The organism is Dokdonia sp. R78006, assembly GCF_042466145.1.
Classification (GTDB): domain Bacteria; phylum Bacteroidota; class Bacteroidia; order Flavobacteriales; family Flavobacteriaceae; genus Dokdonia.
This window is the reverse complement of the sequence record NZ_JAXHBU010000001.1, coordinates 1,339,726-1,363,148: the sequence shown is the minus strand read 5'-3', so window position 1 is coordinate 1,363,148 and position 23,423 is coordinate 1,339,726. Positions and strand designations below refer to the sequence as shown.

The 23,423-nt window shown below is 37.5% G+C and carries 22 protein-coding genes; 5 read left to right on the top strand and 17 right to left on the bottom strand.

The window, feature by feature from the left end; all coding sequences use genetic code 11:
- Positions 1-12: 12 nt before the first annotated feature.
- The 7 genes from SJY37_RS06210 to SJY37_RS06180 all read right to left on the bottom strand — a co-directional run bounded on the left by SJY37_RS06210 (position 13) and on the right by SJY37_RS06180 (position 8,908).
- Positions 13-1,812 (bottom strand): YfiR/HmsC family protein, encoded by a 1,800-nt coding sequence (locus tag SJY37_RS06210; RefSeq protein ID WP_298322720.1) that lies wholly within the window; start codon positions 1,810-1,812, stop codon positions 13-15.
- Positions 1,813-1,828: 16 nt separating this feature from the next.
- Entirely contained in the window at positions 1,829-4,531 is a 2,703-nt protein-coding gene (locus SJY37_RS06205) for a TonB-dependent receptor domain-containing protein (protein WP_298322723.1), read from the bottom strand.
- Between the two features lie 14 nt (positions 4,532-4,545).
- Entirely contained in the window at positions 4,546-4,938 is a 393-nt protein-coding gene (locus SJY37_RS06200; protein ID WP_298322726.1) for a response regulator, read from the bottom strand.
- Positions 4,935-5,366: a response regulator gene (locus SJY37_RS06195; RefSeq protein WP_298322729.1), complete on the bottom strand. Its 432-nt coding sequence runs from the start codon at positions 5,364-5,366 to the stop codon at positions 4,935-4,937. The genes SJY37_RS06200 and SJY37_RS06195 overlap by 4 nt, the downstream gene beginning before the upstream one ends.
- Before the next feature lie 194 nt (positions 5,367-5,560).
- Positions 5,561-6,397, bottom strand: coding sequence for a cupin-like domain-containing protein (locus tag SJY37_RS06190; RefSeq protein WP_298322732.1), 837 nt, complete (start codon positions 6,395-6,397; stop codon positions 5,561-5,563).
- 123 nt (positions 6,398-6,520) lie between these two features.
- Positions 6,521-7,615: a biotin synthase BioB gene (bioB, locus tag SJY37_RS06185; protein ID WP_298322735.1), complete on the bottom strand. Its 1,095-nt coding sequence runs from the start codon at positions 7,613-7,615 to the stop codon at positions 6,521-6,523.
- Between the two features lie 138 nt (positions 7,616-7,753).
- On the bottom strand, positions 7,754-8,908 hold the full coding sequence (locus tag SJY37_RS06180; RefSeq protein ID WP_298322738.1) for a beta-ketoacyl synthase N-terminal-like domain-containing protein: 1,155 nt from the start codon (positions 8,906-8,908) through the stop codon (positions 7,754-7,756).
- Between the two features lie 133 nt (positions 8,909-9,041).
- On the opposite strand from SJY37_RS06180, the gene SJY37_RS06175 reads away from it, so the two are divergent.
- The gene (locus tag SJY37_RS06175) at positions 9,042-9,479 is read left to right on the top strand and encodes a cytochrome c oxidase assembly factor Coa1 family protein (RefSeq protein ID WP_298322740.1); all 438 of its coding nucleotides are present in this window, start codon (positions 9,042-9,044) and stop codon (positions 9,477-9,479) included.
- A gap of 3 nt (positions 9,480-9,482) precedes the next feature.
- Here the strand turns inward: SJY37_RS06175 and bioA are convergent, their stop codons facing one another.
- The 4 genes from bioA to SJY37_RS06155 form a co-directional block, all read right to left on the bottom strand.
- Positions 9,483-10,748: an adenosylmethionine--8-amino-7-oxononanoate transaminase gene (gene bioA, locus SJY37_RS06170; protein ID WP_298322743.1), complete on the bottom strand. Its 1,266-nt coding sequence runs from the start codon at positions 10,746-10,748 to the stop codon at positions 9,483-9,485.
- A 65-nt stretch (positions 10,749-10,813) separates the two neighbouring features.
- Positions 10,814-11,443, bottom strand: a complete 630-nt coding sequence (gene bioD, locus SJY37_RS06165; RefSeq protein ID WP_298322746.1) for a dethiobiotin synthase — start codon at positions 11,441-11,443, stop codon at positions 10,814-10,816.
- A complete protein-coding gene (locus tag SJY37_RS06160; RefSeq protein ID WP_298322749.1) occupies positions 11,430-11,846 on the bottom strand; it encodes a DUF2007 domain-containing protein in 417 nt (138 codons plus the stop codon). Before SJY37_RS06160 ends, bioD begins: the two co-directional genes overlap by 14 nt.
- A gap of 36 nt (positions 11,847-11,882) precedes the next feature.
- Positions 11,883-13,067, bottom strand: a complete 1,185-nt coding sequence (locus SJY37_RS06155) for an aminotransferase class I/II-fold pyridoxal phosphate-dependent enzyme (protein WP_298323838.1) — start codon at positions 13,065-13,067, stop codon at positions 11,883-11,885.
- Between the two features lie 85 nt (positions 13,068-13,152).
- Here SJY37_RS06155 and SJY37_RS06150 point away from each other — a divergent pair, with 85 nt between their 5' ends.
- From SJY37_RS06150 to SJY37_RS06135, 4 genes are all read left to right on the top strand, one after another.
- A complete protein-coding gene (locus tag SJY37_RS06150) occupies positions 13,153-14,925 on the top strand; it encodes a M61 family metallopeptidase (protein ID WP_298322752.1) in 1,773 nt (590 codons plus the stop codon).
- Between the two features lie 112 nt (positions 14,926-15,037).
- A complete protein-coding gene (locus SJY37_RS06145) occupies positions 15,038-15,511 on the top strand; it encodes a DUF2975 domain-containing protein (RefSeq protein ID WP_298322755.1) in 474 nt (157 codons plus the stop codon).
- Between the two features lie 3 nt (positions 15,512-15,514).
- Positions 15,515-15,721, top strand: coding sequence for a helix-turn-helix transcriptional regulator (locus SJY37_RS06140; RefSeq protein WP_298322758.1), 207 nt, complete (start codon positions 15,515-15,517; stop codon positions 15,719-15,721).
- 11 nt (positions 15,722-15,732) lie between these two features.
- A complete protein-coding gene (locus SJY37_RS06135; RefSeq protein ID WP_298322761.1) occupies positions 15,733-16,263 on the top strand; it encodes a GNAT family N-acetyltransferase in 531 nt (176 codons plus the stop codon).
- Between the two features lie 3 nt (positions 16,264-16,266).
- Here the strand turns inward: SJY37_RS06135 and SJY37_RS06130 are convergent, their stop codons facing one another.
- The 6 genes from SJY37_RS06130 to SJY37_RS06105 form a co-directional block, all read right to left on the bottom strand.
- Positions 16,267-16,758, bottom strand: coding sequence for a hypothetical protein (locus tag SJY37_RS06130; RefSeq protein ID WP_298322764.1), 492 nt, complete (start codon positions 16,756-16,758; stop codon positions 16,267-16,269).
- 69 nt (positions 16,759-16,827) lie between these two features.
- Positions 16,828-17,106, bottom strand: coding sequence for a F0F1 ATP synthase subunit epsilon (locus SJY37_RS06125; protein ID WP_108877679.1), 279 nt, complete (start codon positions 17,104-17,106; stop codon positions 16,828-16,830).
- A 48-nt stretch (positions 17,107-17,154) separates the two neighbouring features.
- On the bottom strand, positions 17,155-18,663 hold the full coding sequence (gene atpD / locus SJY37_RS06120) for a F0F1 ATP synthase subunit beta (RefSeq protein WP_108877678.1): 1,509 nt from the start codon (positions 18,661-18,663) through the stop codon (positions 17,155-17,157).
- Positions 18,664-18,970: 307 nt separating this feature from the next.
- Entirely contained in the window at positions 18,971-20,818 is a 1,848-nt protein-coding gene (gene glmS, locus SJY37_RS06115; protein WP_298322771.1) for a glutamine--fructose-6-phosphate transaminase (isomerizing), read from the bottom strand.
- Positions 20,819-20,830: 12 nt separating this feature from the next.
- A complete protein-coding gene (locus SJY37_RS06110) occupies positions 20,831-22,588 on the bottom strand; it encodes a DUF4270 domain-containing protein (RefSeq protein ID WP_298322774.1) in 1,758 nt (585 codons plus the stop codon).
- 7 nt (positions 22,589-22,595) lie between these two features.
- On the bottom strand, positions 22,596-23,408 hold the full coding sequence (locus SJY37_RS06105; protein ID WP_298322777.1) for a glycogen/starch synthase: 813 nt from the start codon (positions 23,406-23,408) through the stop codon (positions 22,596-22,598).
- Between the last annotated feature and the right edge of the window lie 15 nt (positions 23,409-23,423).

Genomic DNA, 23,423 nt, shown 5'->3' with positions numbered 1-23,423 from the left:
TAAAAAATCACATTACTCAGCTTCAGGATTCATAGGGATAGTAAAATAAAAAGTGCTCCCTTCATTAATTTTTGAAGTCACCCAAATATTTCCTTTATGTATCCCGACAATCTTTTTACAATGCGCAAGTCCTATTCCGGTGCCTTTATATTGATCTGTTGTATGTAATCGCTGAAAGATAGAAAAAATACGTTCCTGATGATCTTTACGAATACCTATACCGTTGTCTTTAAAAGAGAATTGCCACATCTTCTCATTAGGATTTTCTAGGCTCGCAGTCTTACTCACTTCTATATGTAATGTGGGCGATGTACCCTCTGCACAAAACTTTAAAGCGTTTGTAATTAAGTTTTGAAATAACAAGCGTAGTTCAATTTCTGAGCCCATAAGTATGGGAAGCTTAGCATATGTGATAGATGCTTTTTTCCTTTTTATAAGTGCATAAATATCCTTCTCTAAGTCTTCTACCAACTTGTTACAATCTACCTGCTTAAAACTTCTAGTCTTACCTATGCGTGAGTATTCTAGCAACACATTAATAAGCTTAGCCATCCTCTCACTTGCCTCTTCTATAAATTCAAGACTCTGATTACCTAAATCGTCAAACTGTGCACTATAATCATTCCTTATGAGCCCAATGAAGCTAGATATGGTATTGAGAGGTTCTTGTAAATCATGGCTTGCTATGTAGGCAAACTGCTCGAGATCTTCATTTTTCTGACTGAGCTCTTCTGATTGGGCTTGTATTTTTGCATTTTGTAATGCAAGCTGCTTTGCCAGATTACTTTTACTTTGATAATTCTTATAAATTACAAATCCTGCCACCAGAAATAAGAGAGCGATAATACCTAAAAGCCAGTTGATATTCTCTCTAAGAGATAGCTCCACAGACTGCTCATCAAGCACTTTTTTCTGGACACTGAGGTTTAAGTTTTGATTATCAATACTATCTTGATTGCGCTCTATTTCTTCTGCATTTTGAACTAAAATGCGCTGTCTTCTTTCAAGTTCTTCCAGTTGAGATTCATTTTCTACTTCAAGCTCTTTTGCAATTTCTTGCTTTTCTTCTATGGTTTGTTTTTGAATCTCATCCTCATCGAGCAAATCTTGAATGGAGTTATTTTTTAATTTTACAATCTCTTGAATTGTATCTATAATCTCGTTTTTGCTATTAATCTCTCTTTGATGAGCAATAATTAAAGAGTCCTTTCTCTTTGCGTTTTGCTTAGCTATCTTAAGTGAGTCTTGTGCTTCTATAAAAAGTGATTGCCACTTTTGTGAAGTTTTAATGGCGTAAAATTTTAAGGAAGGAGCAATAACAAAATCATTACTGCGCAGTAGTTCCTCATTGATTTGATGTCTAAATGTATTTCCAACTCTAACAATATTTATCATCGAGGCATTAAATGCATAACCCTCAGACATTACTAATATGCCTTTTCCTTCCGAAGACTGAAGAATATAAGGCATCTGGAAATTGTACTTTTTATTGACGTACAATATATCTACATCTGCTATATCTTTTACAGTAAGAAAATTGATGATTTCAACCGGTTTAGACTGTATTTGTCGTTTTTGAGCTATTGACTTAAAATCAATAATAGTTCTATCTGGGCCTAGTACTCCTATTTTAAAGGTGTCTCCAGATTGAGGTGACCAGTTTACTTGCTGTGCAATATTAAAGACGTAGATAGCCCGTTGAACTCTAGAAACTTGTTCAATGCTAGTCTGCGCTTGAATTTGAGTAGAAGACCCAAAGATTATTAAGGCGACCATAATCTTAAGTGCCGTTAATAGTTTGAAGTCTTTCATGAATAATACATCCTTATTATAAGCTTAGAGATAAACTTACAAAGTAGTTTCTACCTTGTACACCAAACTGGCCTACTCGTCTACTATATGTAAAATTACCATTACTAGTATTTGATGAATGCGTGTGCTTATCTGGATACACATTAAAAATATTATTCCCTCCTATAGCCGCACTTACTCGTGAGTGGAACTGATAATGAATAGAGAAATCTGTAAGAACCTTTGCCGAAAACTTTTGATCTCGGGACTCTACATTTCCTGTAAAGTCATTTACAACCCAGTTGTCGCTATTTCCATCATCTGGGTGGAAATATTCTACAGGTCCAAACAATGTATTATTGAAGTGAATTTTAAACTTTTCAATATCATAAAAGCTTCTCCAGCTCAATTTATATTTAGGCTGTCCATTCTCTAGCCTTCCAATTTCTTCTCTACTAAAAATGACTTCTTCTGCTCCCTCAAAAGCAATAGGCACTCTTATATCTTTACCTACAGTCGTGGTATTGATATTAAAACCTAAAGAACTTTCTAGATTACCATTACCTACTTTGTTTTTATAAACTAACGCTAGATCTACACCTTGGGTATCTGTATCTATCGCATTTGTAAAGAACTGAGCTGCTCCAACCCCAAATGGCTCTAGGATTTCTTCATAACCATCAGATATGAGTCCTGAAAGTACAATTCTATCCTTGATTGCTATGTAGTAATAGTCAAGCGCAAGAGAAAAGTTTGCATTAATCTTACTACTTAAACCTAAGCTATAGTGATTTGATAATTCTGGACTTAGTCTATCTACATTAAAAGCTTGAGCAGCAAGAGCACTTTCATTATTAAAAGTACCTACCTGTAAGATATTACCATCAATAAACTGCGTGCTTATATTTTGAAAAAACACTTGATGTAGTGATGGCGCTCTAAATCCTGTAGCAATACCACCTCTCAAACTTGTATTATTAGTTACCTTATAACGAGAAGCCACTTTCCAAATCACTTGACTCCCAAAGTCATTATAAAGCTCATTTCTGGCCGCAAGTTGTATGAGCCACTTATCATTAACGTTTGCTTCGATATCTAGGTAAAACGAGCTGTTTGTTCTAAACTTATTAAGTTCATTTTCTGGTTGAATTCCAGGAAATACTTGCGCCCCTGCAATTCTTGGCACCTCAAGCCCTTCACTATTCGTGAAGACGCTACCGCCATTAATATACGAAGCCTCCTCTCCAGCACCTATCTGATAATTCTCTACTCTTAGCTCTGCTCCGAAAGAGAAATTAAGACCTGACCTCCAATCAAAAGATTTTGAAAGATCTAAGTTTGATGTATTCTGACTATATAAAAATCCTCCTGCATAAAAAGTAGTAGGTGACGCAATACCTAAAGACGCATTATTAGAGTTATTAATAGTATAATCAAGAGCATTCATCCCGATAGTATGACTAAAATCTATTCCCCAATTATGCTTACTTCCTCTTAAACCAAGTGTCACAGCGTCATCTTGAATGTCTGTTAGGATCTCTGGAGAAAATCCATTAGGAAACAAATCTGTAATGACGCGGTCTTCATCTTTGGGAAATCTATAAAAACCAGCAGATTTCCCTTCTCTATAATTTCGTCCACCGTGCAGGTACACTTGGGCACTGTCTGAAACTTTAATTTCTCCATTAAAGTGGATGGCTAGATTCTGTGTTTCGGCATTACCTACCTGCATTACTTGCCTATCTGAATAACCAGTTTGATCAAAGAAATTATTTTGATCTACGAGCGCATTATCCTCTTCTTCATTATCTACATATACACGTCCCGTGTAATTACCAGCTCTATTAGTGGCTTCTCGTTTTCTATATTCACCTGTAATATTTAAAAATCCTTCCTTGCCTAACTTCATACCAAAATTTGCTCCTGCAAATTGTGTTAGACCATCACCCTCATCATTAATTTTTAATAAATTATTTAAGGTAACAGCGTTCGTTTGGTTTTTTAGAATGATGTTGATAACCCCTGCAATCGCATCAGATCCATATTGGGAAGTTGCGCCATCTCTTAGTATCTCAATACGTTCTATAGCACTTATGGGGATAGCATTAAAATCTGTACCTACGGCACCCCTACCTATCGTACCATTCACATTGAGTAACGAGCTATTGTGCCTTCTTTTTCCATTGATAAGCACAAGAACTTGATCTGTACCTAATCCTCGTAGTGTTGCTGGATCTATATGATCCGTACCATCAGAAATTGTCTGTCTAGTCGAATAAAATGAGGGTGAGAGGTAATGTAATATTTGGCTTAACTCTATTTGAGAAGAGTTTGTAATTTGTTGTGGTGATATGATATCCACAGAAGCCGTGTTCTGAAATGAGGAAACAGGATCAGATCTTGTACCCAATGATATAGGCTCATCTACAGAGAAACCAGTCTCTAATTTAAAATTTACTTTTTGTGTTTCACCAGCTTTTACTACAACTGTTTTATAAAGTACATTATACATTACAAAACTTGCAGATAATACATACTCTCCTTCATCTACTTGAAAAGAAAAAGTTCCATTAATATCTGTTTGAGTAGTCTTGTTGTAACCTTCTATACTTATGGTAGTACCTGGTAATATTCCAAAATTATCTGTAACCACTCCTTCTATCGTAGCTCTAGATTGAGCAAAACTAAGAGAAGATATTATACACGCAATAAATAACGTAATCTTTGATAAAAAAGACATTAACTGGGGGTAATTTATGGTCTTAGCTCAACGGCTAATGTATTATTGATTATTTCTGTTAGTACAGTGTTAGAAAGCATCTTTTCTCTTATTCCTTTAACGCAATCATATGTATTCAATCTATCTTGATTTTCTTGTGACGGTAAAGTCCCTAAAAGCATTACAATTTGACTATTTCTAATCTTTCTGAGATGATATTTATCAAGAAATTCCCATCCATTCATCACAGGCATATTAAGATCTAAGAAGATAATATCAGGATTAAATCCTGCATCTAATACCTTAATTGCCTCTTCTCCATTAACAGCTACCAGAATTTCAGAAAAAAGCGAAGACCTCTCTAAAATTATTTTATTAAAGAAAGTTATTGGTTTGCTATCGTCTATTATTAAGGCTTTATAAGTCAAGCTAGTGAATTATTCTGAGTACAATTAGACAATACATTGTTATATACTTTCAATACATTATCTAGTATGTCGAAGGATAGTGGTTTATTAATAAAGTCAATAACCTTATAATTTTGAATTGTTTTATTTACGTGCTCTGGGTTTGAGGAACTAGAGAGAATAATTACTTTAATATCTTTTCTGAAATCTGAGCACATCTTCTCGTATTCGTCTAAGAATTCCCAGCCATTCATAGCTGGCATATTTATGTCTAAAAAAATAAGATCTGGTTTAGGCGCTTCTCCTGATTTTACCTGAGATAAAAATGCAAGACCTTCGTGTCCGCTTTGAACAGTCTTAATGTGTTCAAAGGAGTTGTGCTTAATAACGACGTGCTGATTAAAAAAATTTACGGCTTTATCGTCGTCTATAAGGAGGACTTTCATCATGTTATTGCTAGGGAGTATTTGAATTGCTCACAAATAACAAAAAGTTGAGCATTCATTTTAGCCAATCAAGAAAAATTTTTATTTATTCGACCAAATATCATATTTAAACGGCTAAATACCTAATCAAATAGCATTGTTTGCATCAACTATTAATAAAAGTTAATAAAATGAGCCATTTCCACACTTATTTACTCTTAATGTAGGGCCTTCTCATTTTTTTCATCTATCCAATCTTGTCCTTTTCGACGTCTCATGAAGTTGTCATAATGTCTCATGTAAAAGACATTGTACAAGGCTTTCCTGAGGTTAGAAAAATTTCGCGGAAGCGATCTTAAACTCATACTAAAACCAGGCGTTTCATACTTCATGTAGTGCCAGTATCCTTCTGGCATATACAAGGTCTCACCATGGTTGAGATGGCAAATAAATCCTTTAGCTTCCTTAAGCTTAGGGAACTTCTCATAATCTGGATTATCAAAATTGATATCCTCTCTTGTAATTAGAGAATAAGGTACTTTGTAAAGGTTAGGCGTTTCACTAGGAGGGAATAACACACATTGCTTTCTACCTTCAAAATGAAAATGTAAAATATTTGCCCAGTCTATATCATGGTGCATAAATACCTTACTTCCCTCGCCTCCAAAAAAGAGCATAGGTATCTGCTTGAGTAATCTCAAACCTATTTTAGGAAATTTAAAATCGTTTTTAAGAGAAGGGACCTCCTTCATGAGGTTATACAAGAAGATGCGATAATTAGTAGGTCCTTTTTTAAGTAAATCTATATAATCGCTCATACTCATTGTAGCATGAGCTTGGTTAAAGCCTTCATCATGCTTTACAGGTCTATCATCATAAAGAGGCACTTCTTTATCACCAGCTACCTCCTTGATGTAAGAAAGACGCCATTTCTCATAAGCATCCCAGTCATCTACTAGATGCTCGATCACTACAGGTTTTTGGGGCTTCACGTAATCCCTTACAAACTCCTTCTTAGTTATAGAATGTACTCTGGGAATGGATTGTAACTGCATAATAAATAGAATTAATTAACCTAAATAATTAAATACCTAAAAGCACTAACTCCCTGATGGGAGTTAGTGCTTAGTATAAAACTATTTTATATACCTACGATATTTACAAACCAGCAGTTCTCCTTATTTTAAAGATTTTCCTGCAAGCTTTGCTTCTTCGTTTCTATCGATTTTGTGTCCAGGTCTTGACCATTTTGGCTTTTCACCTAATGACTCAAACTTTGAATCCACGGCTTCTACAGATGCTGGCTGCGCCTTTTTTACAAATGGTTTTTGAGGAGTAAGACCTAGTAGATCAAACATCTTCATATCTTCATTTACATCTGGATTAGGTGTAGTAAGAAGTTTATCTCCAGCAAAAATAGAATTTGCACCAGCAAAGAAGCACATTGCTTGCCCTTCTCTACTCATATCTGTTCTACCTGCAGATAGTCTCACTTGTGTTTGTGGCAGTACAATTCTCGTAGTTGCTACCATACGTATCATCTCCCAGATAGAGATAGGATCTAAATCCTCCATTGGAGTTCCAGGTACTGCTACAAGTGCATTTATAGGTGTAGATTCTGGCTGCGGATCAAGTTTTGCAAGCGCCACGAGCATTCCTGCTCTATCTTCTATTGCCTCACCCATTCCTATAATTCCACCAGAACATACCGTAACATTTGTTTTACGTACGTTTGAGATGGTATCAAGACGATCCTCAAAAGCTCTTGTAGAAATTACATCTTTATAGTAATCTTCTGAGGTATCTAAGTTGTGATTGTATGCGTATAATCCTGCTTCTGCAAGACGTTCTGCTTGATTCTCGGTTACCATACCTAGCGTACAGCATACTTCCATATCAAGCTTATTAATCGTGCGCACCATTTCTAGCACGTTGTCAAATTCTGGTCCATCTTTTACATTACGCCATGCCGCTCCCATGCATACACGAGAACTTCCAGACGACTTTGCTCTTAATGCCTGAGCTTTTACTTGCTGTACAGACATTAAATCATTCCCTTCTATATCTGTGTGATATCTCGCAGCTTGCGGGCAATACCCACAATCTTCTGGACATCCACCAGTTTTAATAGAAAGTAACGTAGAAACTTGTACTGTATTAGGATCGTGATGCTCGCGATGTGTAGTTGCAGCTTCATATAAAAGCTCCATCATCGGTTTATTATAAATAGCGAGTATTTCCTCTTTGGTCCAGTTGTGTCTTATTTCTGTCATAACGTAAAAATATGAAATAGTCTTAAGCAAGTAAACGGCTATCGCTTGATTTTTTTGTGATTTTAATAACCCTTGCTTGTGTAATATAAGATATGGTGGTTCTAATTACGCTTTCGCGAAAAAGTACGCATCATTCACCTAAGCTCTCTCCACAATAATACTTACCGCATTTCCTCCGAAACCAACAGCATTCACAAGTATCTTTTTCAGTTCGCTATCCTTAGATTTATCTTTAAGATATGGAACTCCTATAAAACGTTGTTCTTGTAACATTTTTACAGCAAGCTCAAGGCTTAATAACCCACTAGCTCCAAAAGTGTGTCCTATTTTCCATTTATTAGTAGTAAGCATAGGCACCTCTTCTCCAAAAACTTTCTTTATTGCTGCCATCTCAGAGGTATCTCCTTTAAGAGTACCTGGAGCATGCATTACAATTGCATCTATTTCTGAAAGATCAGTCCCATCAAGTGCCATTGCAATTGATTTCTGGAAACACTCACCTTCACTTGAAATAGAAACTGCATGTTCTAGCTTTTCTGTAGCATAACCTACGCTAGTCACGTATGCCAGTGCATTTTTCTTCTTGCCCAGTTCTAGACAGGCCATTGCTGCACCTTCGCCTAAAACCATTGTATTATTTTTCTTAAAAAGATTGAGCGCCATACTTGGATATGCACTTGTTCCCTCTTCTGTAGGTGTAAGTTTCATTGCTCTTATTTGAGCAATTGTAAATGGAGTAAGCGCTGCCTCAGAACCTCCTACTAAAAACTTTTTGGCCATTCCAGATTGTAACCAAGCCACCCCATTAAGTAATGCGTGTAATGCAGTACTACAAGTAATAGAGTGAGAAATATCTGGACCGTTAGATTTTAAATCATTTGCTAGCCATGAAGATATATTACCTAATGTAGTAGATGGAGATGCTTGTGTAGGTACAATATTACGTTCCTTATAAGTCTCAAAAAACTTTTCAAAAAGCTGCGTTGCTCCTCTTGATGACCCTACATTAATCCCAAAATCGCCGTCTTTCCATCCTGCTTGTGTTACTGCTATTCTTCCTGCATATATAGCGTAAAGAACAGATGGATCTATGCGTAAATAGTTTTTATCTTCTCGACGTATAGCCTGAATGGCTTTTTGGCCTTCTGGTGTTAACCTTGCCGTAAATGCTTCTAGATCTTCTTCCCAAGCAATTTTTGTAGTTGTTTCTTGGTATGCGTTCCACTGCTCTTCAGCATTTGAACCTAATGGAGAGATAGAACCTAGACCGGTAATGGCTATGGGAGTTTTCAAAGTATAATTTAATTTTAGTTTGCGTACACAAAAGTACAATTTCGCGTAAGCGTACCCCATCAATTTGCAAGTTTTCTTGAAAAGTTCTGTAACTTTTACAGCCAAAACGGTACCTATCTAAAAATCAATCACAATGGATAATCAAAACGAACTTATAGAACGCCCTAGCTGGTGGAAACGCAATTGGAAGTGGGCAGTGCCCGCAGGAGGATGCCTTACCATAATCATTATCGCAGTCGTTTTGATAGTGGGTGGTGCCTTTGCTTTTGCAAATAAAATTAAAACAGCCTCTGGAAGTGACGAAGCGCTCATTCAAGTTCAATCCAATCAAGAAGTGATCGCTGTGCTAGGCGAACCTATAGAAAGTGACGGTTTTGGGAGTTTTAATATCTCTATAAATAATGGAGAAAAAAGAAGTAAAGCCACTACTCCCATAAAAGGCCCTAACGGAACTGGCGTCATACATATCATCACCAGCGGTGAGGATGATGAGAAAGTGTATGAGGTTTATAATGTAACTATAGACGGCAGCGACCAAGTAATTGAGCTGGAGCCAAAAGCGATAGAGTAGTCTTTAAAAATGATCTAAAGCCTCTTGTATTGCCGTATAAACCTGAGTGAGCTCATTATCTGTAATCACATACGGAGGAAGCACATAAACAGTATTACCTAGCGGTCTAAGTGCCACGCCACGTTTCATAAAAAATTGGTAGAGCTCATCACGTAAATTCCCATAGCGCTCCATTTCTATGTTGAGATCTATGGCTATAATTACACCTTTTGTGCGTACATCTCGCACTTTAGGATGTGCTGCTACTTGTTGTGCAAATACTTGATGTGCCTTTTCTATACGCTTTCGACTGTCTGTAATTTCTGAGCTTTGCAATACTTCCATTCCTGCAATCGCTGCTGCGCAGCCTACAGGGTGCGCACTAAATGTATGTGCATGAAAAAAACCTTTGTGTACCTCGTCGCTCAAAAAGCTATCAAAAACTGCCTGCGTACAACTTGTAATACTTAGCGGAAACATCCCTGCGGTAAGTGCTTTACTCAGGCACATTATATCTGGCTTATTTTCCAATTGGTCACAGGCAAAGATGGTTCCCGTTTTTCCAAAACCAGTCATTATCTCATCTGCAATGGTGAGTACATTTGCCTCTCGGCATTTTTTAATGAGTGCATCAAGACCATTTACAGAGTGAAATTTCATTCCGGCAGCTCCTTGCACTAGTGGTTCAAAAATAAAAGCAGCGCATTTATTTGTTGCGAGTATCGCATCTAGCTTAGCCATCACTTCCTCTAGATTATCTTCTTGAGGGGTAGGAATTCTAACAACTTTGAGTAAAAAATCTTCAAAAGGTCCGTTGTATGAGCTCAATCCAGAGGCACTCATCGCTCCAAAAGTGTCTCCATGAAAACCGTCTTGAAAAGCGATAAGTGTATCTCTCTTATCACCTTTATTGTGATACAACTGGATGGCCATTTTTATAGCTGCCTCAACCGCTGTAGATCCGTTGTCATTAAAGAAAATCTTCTCTTGATTTTCTGGTAGTATCTCCATTAACTTTTCAGCAAGTGTGATTGCTGGAGGATGCGTGAAGCCACTAAACATTACAAAATCCAGCGCCTGCATCTGCTTATACATTGCCGTTGTAATATGCTCATTGCCGTGACCATACATGGCGGTATACCATGAAGCAATACCGTCTATATATTCTTTACCATCTTCATCATACATTACCGCTCCTTTTGCTCTCGTAATCACAACAGGATCCTGCGCAGTCTGATGCTGCGTAAGTGGATGCCAGAGATGTTTTTTATCTTTTTCTTGAGTAGTCACAGTAGTAAATTTTGAGTAAAGTTAGCTAAAGAGTTGATTATCTTAAATCTCTAGTTAGTAAAGATCTATAGGACTTGTAAGCTTTCGCGAAAACGTTCTGCATACTCTGCTATTACATTTTCATCAAAATAAGGCTCTTCATCAATGCGACCAATAATGGTAACACCAGTCATCTTCTCAATGATTGCCTCCGTTGTAGGATGTTCTTCTCCAGAAAAAATAATCCCAGCCACAGAAAGCCCTCTTGCCTTGAGTAGCTCGATAGTCAATAACGTGTGATTTATACTTCCTAAATAATGACGAGATACTACGATCACTTTATCTGAAGGCACTATTAAATCGGCTATGGTTTCTGTATTATTTATAGGTACGAGTATACCACCAGCTCCTTCTACTACGAGAGGTCTAGTCGTTTCAGGACGCTTTATAGAGGAGGCAGTAACTGTAATGCCATCAATCGCTGCAGCAGCGTGCGGACTCATAGGTGTCTTGAGCGAATAACTATTATCGTGATATTGCGATATTTCATTATCAACTAGGCGCTTTACTTTATGAGTATCACTATTATCAAGATCTCCAGCCTGTATTGGCTTCCAGTAATCTGCTTCTAGTGACTGTGTCACTATTGCTGCAGCTACCGTCTTTCCTACGTCTGTAGAGATTCCTGTTATAAAATATGTCTTATTTGATTTCATTAAATTTTGTTTTACAGTTATCACAGCGATACTCGTATTTTGTATAAAATGGAAGCGCGCCAAAAACAAAACCTAGGAGAAAAGCTCCTAGAGATCTAATATCTGAAACGGTTGTAAATAGTGCAACTTCCTCACTATTGCAATTGGGACAATGCACAGGCGAACCATCTTCGGCAACAGAATACGCTGAGATTTCACTTAAGATTTCTTTAGCTCTTGACTCTTGATCTGAAGGCACTCGTAGTTTTACACCTCCAATGGCATTACTCACTAGCGGATCTGTATCGATTGTATAATTATCTGCTAGAAAAGCCTCAATACCTTCTGCAAGTAAACGACCTTTAAAAATTTGAGCTTCACTTGAATATTGAAACTGAGCAATAGTTACAAATGTGTTTGACATAGCACAAATATAATCTTCACATCACATATTAGTAAGCTATAACTGCGCTTTTAAAATAGTCAGCAATGCTGTTATTTCATCTTTCGTATTATATGCGTGTAGGCATATCCGTAAGCGCTCTTGACCTTCTGGAACTGTGGGCGATAAAATAGGCTTCACTTCAAAATTTTCTTGTCCAAGCTTTCGCGAAAGCGTTTTAACCTTTTCATTACCCACCACCACAGCACAATGTATCGCTGAGTTACTTTCTATAAATAAGTTGTCAAGCCCAATATTTTTGACAAGACTATTGAAGTGACTTATAAGTTGCTGTAAACTTCCCACTGCTGGCAACTGCGCATCGCTCCGTACATCTAATTGCTCGTAAGCCGCTATTATCGTAGCTACAGCATGTGGCGGCAACCCCGTTGTGTAAATAAATGATCTCGCAAAATTAATAAGATACGCGCGCAATGACTCACTGCATAAAATTGCTGCTCCATGTGCTCCCATACCCTTTCCAAAAGTGATAATACGAGCAAAAATCTCGTTTTCTAGCGCCAACTCCTGCACTAAACCAAGCCCCTTTTCACCCATAACACCTGTTGCATGAGCTTCATCAATTATGAGGTAGATATTATGCTTTTTACAAAGCTGAGTAATAGCCATGAGATCTGGCGTATCACCATCCATCGAAAAAACTGACTCCGTAACAAGATATATCGCCGTTGTAGTTTCTTGATCATCTAGATGATGCATCGCTTTAAGACGAGTGACTACAGTTTCTATATCTGCAATATCATTATGTTTAAACTTATAACCTCTAGCAAGGCTCATCTGGATACCGTCACGTATGCTAGCGTGTATAAACTCATCGTAAAGAATGAGATCACCGCGCTGTGGCACGCTTTGGAAAAAACCAATGTTTGCATCATAACCGCTGTTAAAAATAAGAGCAGTCTCACTATTATGAATACCAGCAATTAAGGTCTCTGCCTGACTATAAAGTGTATGATTACCAGATAACAGTCGGCTGCCGGTGGCACCATTTGCAATAATTTGATGTTTGTCTAAGATTTCTTGTGCTCGATGCGCAATATTTCTAGCAATAGGAAGGCTACTAGAAAAACCCAAATAATCGTTAGATGAAAAATCCACCAGACCTGACGAAGTATTAAGTGTTCGCAAAGAATCACTGTCTCTGCGTATGCTAAGTTTTTTCTGTAGTTTTTCTGGTAACATACGGTAAAGATACTTCACGGGTTTGACATATATAACCCACGGAAGTGATCTTAGTTTCTTACTTTTAAATTCTAAATATTCTACTATGAGATTTTTATGTATCGCCCTTTTACTCACTAGCCTCTGTTATGGACAAACTAATGTGTACGAGATATCTTTTGATAACGCACACCACCATGAAGCACAGATAGCTATCACTTTTCCTGAACTCAAGAAAAAGAGCGTAGTGGTGCGTATGAGTAGATCCTCACCAGGACGCTACGCAATACATGAGTTTGCAAAAAACGTTTTTAATTTTAAGGCTACAAACAGCAAGGGAGAAGCGCTAGAAGCAACACGCCCAGATCCATACTCGTGGGAGATTAAAGATCATGACGGAGAGGTAAACGTGTCATACACACTATTTGCAAATAGAGCAGACGGCACATACTCACAAGTAGATGAGTCGCACGCACACCTTAATATGCCAGCAACGTTCATGTTTATGGAGGGAGAAGAGCACCGCCCTATTGAGATAGATTTTAAGCTAAGGAAAGATTTGAATTGGAAAGTAGCGAGCCAACTTAAAAAAATAGACGATTCACGTTACAGCGCACCAAACTTGCAATACTTTTTAGATAGCCCTACAGAGGTAAGTGATTACCAGCTTAGGGAATTTACAGTTGACGGTCAGAACATACGTTTTGCGTTGCATAGTGATGACACCTCAGAAGATTTTGACACCTATTGGGATAAGGTAAAAGCCATTGTACTGGCGCAAAAAGAGGTTTTTGGAACATTACCTACCTATGATTTTGGCGAGTACACTTTTCTTGCTTGCTATGCTCCTCACGTATCTGGAGATGGGATGGAACATCGCAACAGCACGATTCTTACAGATAGAGAATCACTAGCAGCAGGAGGGATGGAAGGAAATATAGGCACTGTCTCTCACGAGTTTTTCCATTCATGGAATGTAGAGCGCATACGCCCAGCAGATTTAGAGCCTTTTGACTTTACAGCGGCAAATATGAGTGGCTCACTTTGGTTTGCCGAAGGTTTTACAAGCTATTACACAAATCTTATACTTGCCCGCGCCGGTGTTATCACTAGTGAAGACTATGTAAAAAGTCTCAACGGGACGTTTAACTATGTATGGAACTCACCTGCACGTGACTATTTTAACCCGATTGAGATGAGCTACCAGGCGCCCTTTGTAGACGCCGCGACCTCTGTAGATCCTGTAAATAGAAACAACAACTTTATCTCCTATTACTCGTATGGTAGTGTACTCGGTCTTGCGCTTGATCTCTCACTACGCCAACAAGGACTTAATCTTGATGATTATTTTAAAGCAGTGTGGAATCAGTTTGGAAAGAAGGAAATCTCTTATTCTATACAAGATCTTGAGAACGTACTAGCTGCGTATGCGGGTGACGCTTTCGCGAAAACGTTCTTCTCTCAATATATTTATGATAGTCAAATGCCAGATTATCAAAACCTACTTACAAATGCGGGACTCACAATCACACAAGACGCAGCAAAGCCGTACCTAGGAATACGAGTAAACGCTACTGAAACAGGATTACGCATTGCACGAGCTACCTCAAAAGGAACACCAGCCTATACAGCAGGCCTTAACAAAGGTGATCTTATTACTGCACTAGATGGCACGGAGTTAAGAACTAGTGAGGCCTATGAAACTTATATGAATTCGCTTACCGTAGGACAGACGATAGCAGTAAACTATGAGCAATTTGGTCGAAAGCTTACAACTAAACTAACAGTAAGCGCAGACCCCACCTACACAATAACAATGAATCCTAACCCAAGTAAAAAACCTAGCAAGCTCAGAAAATACTGGCTTCAAGAAAAATAAAAAGGTAGCTTTTACAAGTTATATCCCCAATACTAAAAATAGTATTGGGGATTTTTTGTTCGCAAATTCTAAATAAAATTATTGTTATTGTAAAACGATAATATTCTAAAATATGAGAAAGATTAAAGTCCTATTTGCGATTACGCTTTTTGTTATTATTCTGTTTCTAATCCACTTTGGCACTTCAATTCATATAGCCGAAGCATACATTAATCAATCTAAAGCAACTGAAGATGATGTTATTTTTGGTAAATACAATATGATAATCGGGTTTTTAGTCACTGGACTTATTTTCATAGGTTTATGTATAAGCCTTAAATGTATTCTTGGTATTTTAAGGAGTGGTTTTTTTACAGAAACATCAAGAAAATTAATGCGTTGGGCAGGATATATATATTTACTCTCGGGAATTTCTAATGCAACTTTTGATATCATAGCACTTATAAATGGAGGAGAAGAAGCCACAAAAATTGGCTTCATACTCCTAGACTCTTTGCTTGCCATTCTAGGACTCATAGTCCTTATCGTAGCTGATATGGCACAAACTGGATATCAACTCAAATCTGAAAACGATTTAACTATATAACCTATGCCTATAACTATTAACTTAGACAAAGTACTGGCAGATCGTGAGATGAGGAGCAAGGAGCTTGCAGAGATTGTAGGTATTACAGAAGCAAACCTCTCTATCCTTAAATCCGGTAAGGCAAAAGCAGTGCGCTTCTCTACGCTTGAGGCCATCTGTGAAGCACTAGATTGCCAACCAGGGGATATACTGGAGTATACAAGTACTTAAAAGCGAAAGATATGGTAAGCTACAAAAGGGCAGAAAGTGATAACGAACTCCAGCAAATTCTAAACATTCAGAAAAAAGCGCTAAAAACGAATGTATCTCTAGAGGAGCAAAAGGAGCAAGGATATGTTACTGTACCGCATACTTTCGCAATTTTAAAAAAAATGAATGACGCTTACCCTCACATAATAGCTATGGAGGATAAGAAAGTTGTTGGTTATGCATTAACAATGATACATAGTTTTCGCTACGAAATGCCTATTCTCACACCTATGTTTGATATTGCAGATGGGCTATATCCCGATAAAAACTATCTCGTGATGGGACAAATCTGTATAGACAAACCATATAGAAGTAAAGGCATCTTTAAGGGACTTTATTCATACTACAGAGATGAGCTTTCCTCACAATTTAAATGTCTTATTACTGAGGTCGCAACACTAAATACAAGATCACTGAATGCCCATAAGGCCGTAGGATTTAAAATCCTAGAAAATCATGCATCAGAAGATGTAAGTTGGGAAATCATCTCTTGGGAGTGGTAATTACTATTTTACTTGTACTTCTTCCCATCGCCCATTATAAGGATCTGTGCCAGCGTCATATAAATCTAATGCTAGCAATTGTGTGATTTCTTTTGCTCCCATAAGTGCATCATCTAACTCAGCATAATTAGAAAGATTAAAACGTCTATTTTCATCATACCATAAGTTGACTTCATAAAAATCTTTTGCATTGAGAAAAACAGCTACATAATTTAACTCATCATACTTTATCCAATCACCCCACTCAATAAGACCTATTGCAGACATGTCTCTAAAACGATTGGCTTTAAAATTAAACCGATAGTTCTTAGAGATAGAAAATCGTAAACCCAACATTACACTAGTAGTACCTATATAAGCGTAGCCTACCACATGTTCTAATGCTATAACGATTTGATATATACAGAAAAGAGCTATCGTGTAACAAGCAGCTGCAATGATGTTCTCTAGAAGAGTTCTTGAGCCTTGGGAGATTATTACATCTTTTTTATACATACTTTAATAATACAAAAAAAGCCCAAACTCCTGATAGAGTTTGGGCTTTTAAACTTATTTCAATGCGCTTTAATCTGCTAGTACAATCACTTTATTGTTGTTCATCTCTACAGTACCACTTGCAATTACAAGTGACCATTTTCCGTCTGTCGCTTTGGTAAATTTACCTTCGTGACCTGCAGCAATAGTAGGATTTCCTTCAAATTTTACAGTTCCTGCTCCTAATAAAGAAACAGTTGCTGCGTGATTATCTAACATTTGGTATTCACCATTTACACCTGGTACAGTAACCGATGATACTTCACCGCTTACAAGAGATGCCTCTGGAGTTACAATTTCTAAATGCATAGTATATTATTTTGAGTACGCTTTCGCGAAAGCGTAATTAAAAATCTCTTAAGCTTCTTGAAGCATTTTTTCTCCTGCTTCGATTGCCTCTTCGATAGTTCCTTTAAGGTTAAATGCTGCTTCTGGAAGGTGATCTAACTCTCCGTCCATAATCATATTAAATCCTTTGATAGTTTCTTTAATATCTACTAGACATCCTGGGATACCTGTAAACTGCTCTGCTACGTGAAATGGCTGAGAAAGGAAACGTTGCACACGACGTGCACGTCCTACTGCCATTTTATCTTCTTCAGATAATTCTTCCATACCTAAGATGGCGATAATATCTTGAAGCTCCTTATAACGCTGTAACAACTCTTTTACACGTTGTGCAGTGTTGTAGTGCTCGCTCCCTAATATCTCTGCAGTAAGAATACGTGATGTAGAGTCTAGAGGATCTACCGCTGGGTAAATACCAAGCTCTGCAATCTTACGTGAAAGTACTGTTGTTGCATCAAGGTGAGCAAACGTTGTTGCTGGTGCTGGATCTGTTAAATCATCTGCAGGTACGTAAACCGCCTGTACAGATGTAATTGATCCTCTTTTTGTTGAAGTAATACGCTCTTGCATCGCTCCCATCTCTGTTGCTAGAGTAGGCTGGTAACCTACGGCAGATGGCATACGTCCAAGTAGTGCAGAAACCTCAGATCCTGCTTGTGTAAAACGGAAGATGTTATCTACGAAGAAAAGTACGTCTTTTCCTTGTCCTTCTCCTGCTCCATCACGGAAGTACTCAGCTATAGTAAGTCCTGAAAGTGCAACACGTGCACGTGCTCCAGGTGGCTCATTCATTTGACCGAAAACGAAAGTAGCTTTAGAATCTCTCATTCCCATTTTATCTACTTTAGAAAGATCCCATCCTCCTTCTTCCATAGAGTGCATAAAGTCATCTCCGTATTTGATAATACCAGACTCAAGCATCTCTCTCAAAAGGTCATTTCCTTCACGTGTGCGCTCTCCTACTCCTGCGAATACAGAAAGACCACCGTGACCTTTTGCAATATTGTTAATCAACTCTTGAATAAGTACAGTTTTACCTACTCCTGCTCCACCGAATAAACCAATCTTACCTCCTTTTGCATAAGGCTCAATAAGGTCAATTACTTTAATACCTGTAAAAAGTACTTCTGTAGATGTTGATAAATCTTCAAATTTTGGTGCGCTACGGTGTATTGACAAACCAGCATCACCTGCCTTAGGCAAGTTATCCATTCCATCAATAGCATCACCTATAACATTAAAAAGGCGTCCATAAATATCTGGCCCCACAGGCATTTGAATAGGCGCTCCAGTCGCAACTGCATCTACCCCACGGCTTAATCCATCTGTAGAGTCCATAGAGATTGTACGTACCGTATTTTCTCCAATGTGTGACTGTACTTCAAGAACAAGTAGTGCTCCGTTTGAATTTGTAACTTCTAGTGAATCGTAGATTTTTGGTAACTCAGATCCGCTCTCGAAAGCGACGTCTACTACCGGGCCTATAATCTGTGCAACTTTACCTGTAACTTTTGACATTAGTATCTATTTAATGTTTAGCGAAATAAAAGCGAAAAAATTATCGTTTTTCGTGGTGCAAAGATACTGTTTAATATTTTATACAAAAATGCAAAATGTAAGTTTTTATAAGCCTTTTCGTGATTCCCATGATTCAGCGATTAAAGAATATACACGGCGGCTGTAATAATTTGATTTTCTTTAAAATAGATGCAAAAGAAAAGGACTTATCCAGCTTCTAGCGAATAAGTCCTTTTATAAAAAATTGAATAATCTAGTTAGCGAGCATTCTAAAATACCCTAAGCAAAACAGTAGATTATTAAAATATTACTCAACCGTAACCGACTTTGCCAAGTTACGTGGTTGATCTACATTTTTACCAAGCATCAATGCTATGTGGTAAGATAATAACTGTAACGGAATAGTAGCCAAAATTGGAGTAAGAGGCTCTAGCGTTTCTGGAATTTCTATCACGTGATCTGCAAGTCTTTTAACCTCCGTATCACCTTCTGTAACAATACCGATAATCTTACCGCTACGTGCTTTGATTTCTTCAATGTTGCTCACCACCTTCTCATAATGACCCTTTTTCATTGCAATAACAAAAACTGGCATCATTTCATCTATGAGAGCGATAGGTCCGTGCTTCATTTCTGCCGCAGGATAACCTTCAGCATGAATATAAGATATCTCCTTAAGTTTAAGCGCCCCTTCAAGTGCTACTGGAAAATTATAACCACGTCCTAGATAAAGAGCGTTAGGCGCATCTTTATATTGTGCAGCAACAAGCTCTGCTTGATCATTACATAATAATGCTTTTTCAACTTTTGCTGGGATACGTTCTAATTCTTGTAGATATTTTCTAAACTCAGAGTCGGCCATTTTACCTGTTGCTTGAGCAAGTCTTAAGGCGATTAAAGTAAGTATTGTTATCTGAGTAGTAAAAGCCTTTGTTGATGCAACACCAATCTCTGGACCTGCATGTGTATAAGCTCCTGCATCTGTTATTCTAGAAATAGAAGAACCCACAACATTACAAACACCAAAAACAAACGCTCCTTGCTCTTTAGCAAGTTTAATTGCCGCCATTGTATCTGCAGTTTCTCCACTTTGAGAAATTGCTATGATAACATCATCCTTAAAAACTACTGGGTTACGATATCTAAACTCTGAAGCATACTCCACCTCTACTGGTACACGAGCAAACTCTTCAAATATATACTCAGCTACAAGTCCTGCGTGCCATGATGTACCACAAGCTATTATAATAATGCGTCGAGCGTTTTTAAACTTCTCTATGTTATCATCAATACCTGCCATTTTGATAATACCTTCTTTAACGAGCATACGCCCACGGAAAGTATCTTTAATTGCTTGAGGCTGCTCATAAATTTCCTTAAGCATAAAGTGATCATAACCACCTTTTTCTATTTGCTCTAGATTAAGCTTCAACTCCTCTATATACGGATCAACTAAAGAATCATCTTTAATTTTACGCACTTTTAATTTCTTATGATTGCGTATTACCGCCATCTCGCCATCCTTAAGATAGATGGTCTTATTTGTGTACTCAATAAATGGCGTAGCATCTGAAGCAATGAAGAATTCATCTTCACCTACTCCAATAGCAAGAGGACTTCCTAAACGAGCAACCACAATTTCGTCAGGTTTTGTTTTATCAAAAACCGCAATTGCATAAGCACCTATGGTTTGGTTAAGTGCAATTTGCACTGCCTTACCTAGCTTAACTCCTTCATTTTTCTTTACATCTTCAATTAAGTTTACCAATACTTCTGTATCAGTATCTGATTGAAAAGTGTAACCACGTTTTATAAGCTCTTGACGCAAAGCGTCATAGTTTTCTATAATTCCATTGTGAATGATTACTAAATCACCAGAATTTGATAAATGTGGATGACTATTGACATCGTTAGGAACACCATGAGTTGCCCATCTTGTGTGCCCAATACCTATACTACCTGTCGTAGAAATTTCAGATTCTAGCTTTGTACGCAAATCTGCAACTTTACCTTTTGTCTTAGAGAACTTTAAATCAGTACCATCATACAATGCAATCCCTGCACTATCGTAACCCCTATATTCGAGTCTCTCTAAACCTTGAACGACAACTGGGTAAGCATCCCTATGCCCTATATAACCAACTATTCCACACATACTTATAAATTATTATAGTCCTAAGGCTAAACCACAAGGGCTGTTAGGATCAATTTCTTCTGTTATTGTATAATACAATCTTAATCTTAATTTCTTCTCTTCATCAGAACTTGCAGTTCCATGCAAAATAGTTCCCTCTGGAGAAATCACTCCAGAAAATGGAACGCGCTGCCCATCTTGAACACCGCCAGTACCACCAATTAACGCAGTGTTATCAATAGTCACATTTTGAGAGACAGACAAAGCCAATCTCACATTTGTAGAGTCATTTTTAATGATATTATTTATGTGCTGTGTAAGACGTATTCTATAACTAACACCATTACTTGAAAGATCACCATCTATTTCTCTAGAAAGTCGACCTAAGTGGTTAGTTCTTGTATCAACTACTCCATCATCTCCTGTCGTATTATCGATAAGAGCATCTAGCAGTGTAGCATTATTTTCATAATCATAAATGAATATTCTCTCCGGCTCTAGCTCTCCACTACCACCAGTACTCAGTTCGTCTTGTTGAACATAAAATTGCAAGTTTGCTTCGTTCACAATAATATTACATGATCTTAAAGCTTCCAACTGATCTGCAACACCGTTGTCATCCTCATCTGCCCCAAATAGATCAATTAACGCAATACTTCCATCACCACCTTTTAGATACAAGTTTTCTTCGCCATCAATTAGATTTTGAGACTCATTAAAACTAGTAGATCCTATAGGACTCTGACTAAAATCATTTTCATATGCTATTGCACGTACACCTGAAGACCTTAAAGATATGTTTCCAGTTCCTGTTGAAACCTCTTCACCTGAATCATCTACTGTCGAATCCTCATTAGTAAAAGAATAGTATATAGTAACATTTAGGTTTGCAACATCAAATAGAATAGCACTTCCCTTATCGTCAATAGCTTCTGCTTTTAGATATAATCCTCTAAAATAATCGTTTACTGTATTTTGATTTAACAATGTACCTTGACCTTCTTGGTCAATGATTGCTTGTTTCCAATAATCTAGGACAGCGGCATCGCCAGCATTTCCGTTTATATATGAAAGTCTAATTCTTGGACTCAATCTATCTACCTCATTAGTTCCATCTGGATCGCCAGCATCGTCAAGATTTGGCGTAGTTAATACGATTTCGCTAGCATCAGGAACAAAACCTTCTGTTTGCATTCCATCAGCTGACTCATCACGCACCTCAAATAACAAATCCCCTTCTACTCCTTGAAATTCAGAAATCTCATTAGAATAATAAATTGCTGAGCTCTCAAAGTCTTCTGCAGGGTCTAAACTATTTAAAAAGAAATTTGATCTGTAAACAGATAATTTCATTTGACCTGGAGTATTCCCAAAAATAGAGTCTAGTGAATAAGTAGAATTTCCATCCGTATCCGTTTCTTCTAATGTAGAATAATACGGAAGTGAGAAAACAACAGAATCAATTTCAGTTTCATCACCAAAATCAGGATCAGTACTAGACAAAGCTACCTGAGTTAACAACGAACTAGTTGTAGAACCATAAGTTGGGTCTTTATAGAAACCAACAACTCCAACGGATGTACCACTAGTTTGAACCCCATTAAAACCTGAGGCGTCTGCATAGTTGCGACTGTAAGCTGCGATTTTTAAATCTTGAGCAAGGTCTGTATCAAAGTTAACTTCTCCTACAATACTAGTCCCTATAGAACCAAACTCGTCCTCGCAGGAAATAATCAACAGCGCAAGCCCCAAAACCATGGCTGCTTGCTTAAGCATTTTATTCAATCTCATAAATAGTCTATTCTTCTAAAACTTGAGTAGTGTAAAAATCTTCGTAAGCCTGAGGAAACTCCTCTTTCTTCTTATACGACAAAACAGGAATTTTAGTCGTATTAAGGATTTTCATTAAGTCTTCATTTAACTCCTGAGAACCTACAATTGCAGCATCACTATTTTTAATAGTAACCTTCATAAGGTTTTCGTAAGTAGGATCTTCTAGTTCTTTAATAGTTTCTGGATCTATACCATCAAAAGCGATTTTATTAATAAGCTCCTCATTAAGAGCCCCTTCAAATCCTTGATTGTATATAGACGTCACTATTTTGCTCTTTGAAAATAATGGCTCACTTGCATAGTAATGCTTAAGGTATAATGGCAATAAAGATGCTAGCCATCCCTGAACGTGAATAATATCTGGCGCCCAGTTTAGTTTTTTAACCGTCTCCACAACTCCTTTTGCAAAGAAAATGGCACGCTCGTCGTTATCAGGAAAAAGATTTCCTTCTTCGTCTGTAAAAGTCGCTTTACGCTTAAAATACTCTTCGTTATCTATAAAATATACCTGAATACGCTCCTTAGGTATAGAAGCAACCTTTATAATAAGTGGCATATCAAAATCATTGATAACCAAATTCATTCCAGATAATCTAATTACTTCGTGTAGTTGATGTCTACGCTCATTGATATTACCGTAACGCGGCATAAAAATGCGTATTTGCCCACCCTTGGAATTAACCATTTGAGGAGCTTCAAACGACATAGAGGCAATCTCGGTCTCTGGTAGGTATGGAATCACTTCAGATGACACGTATAATATCCTCTTATCTTTCATATATGTAAAAATTAG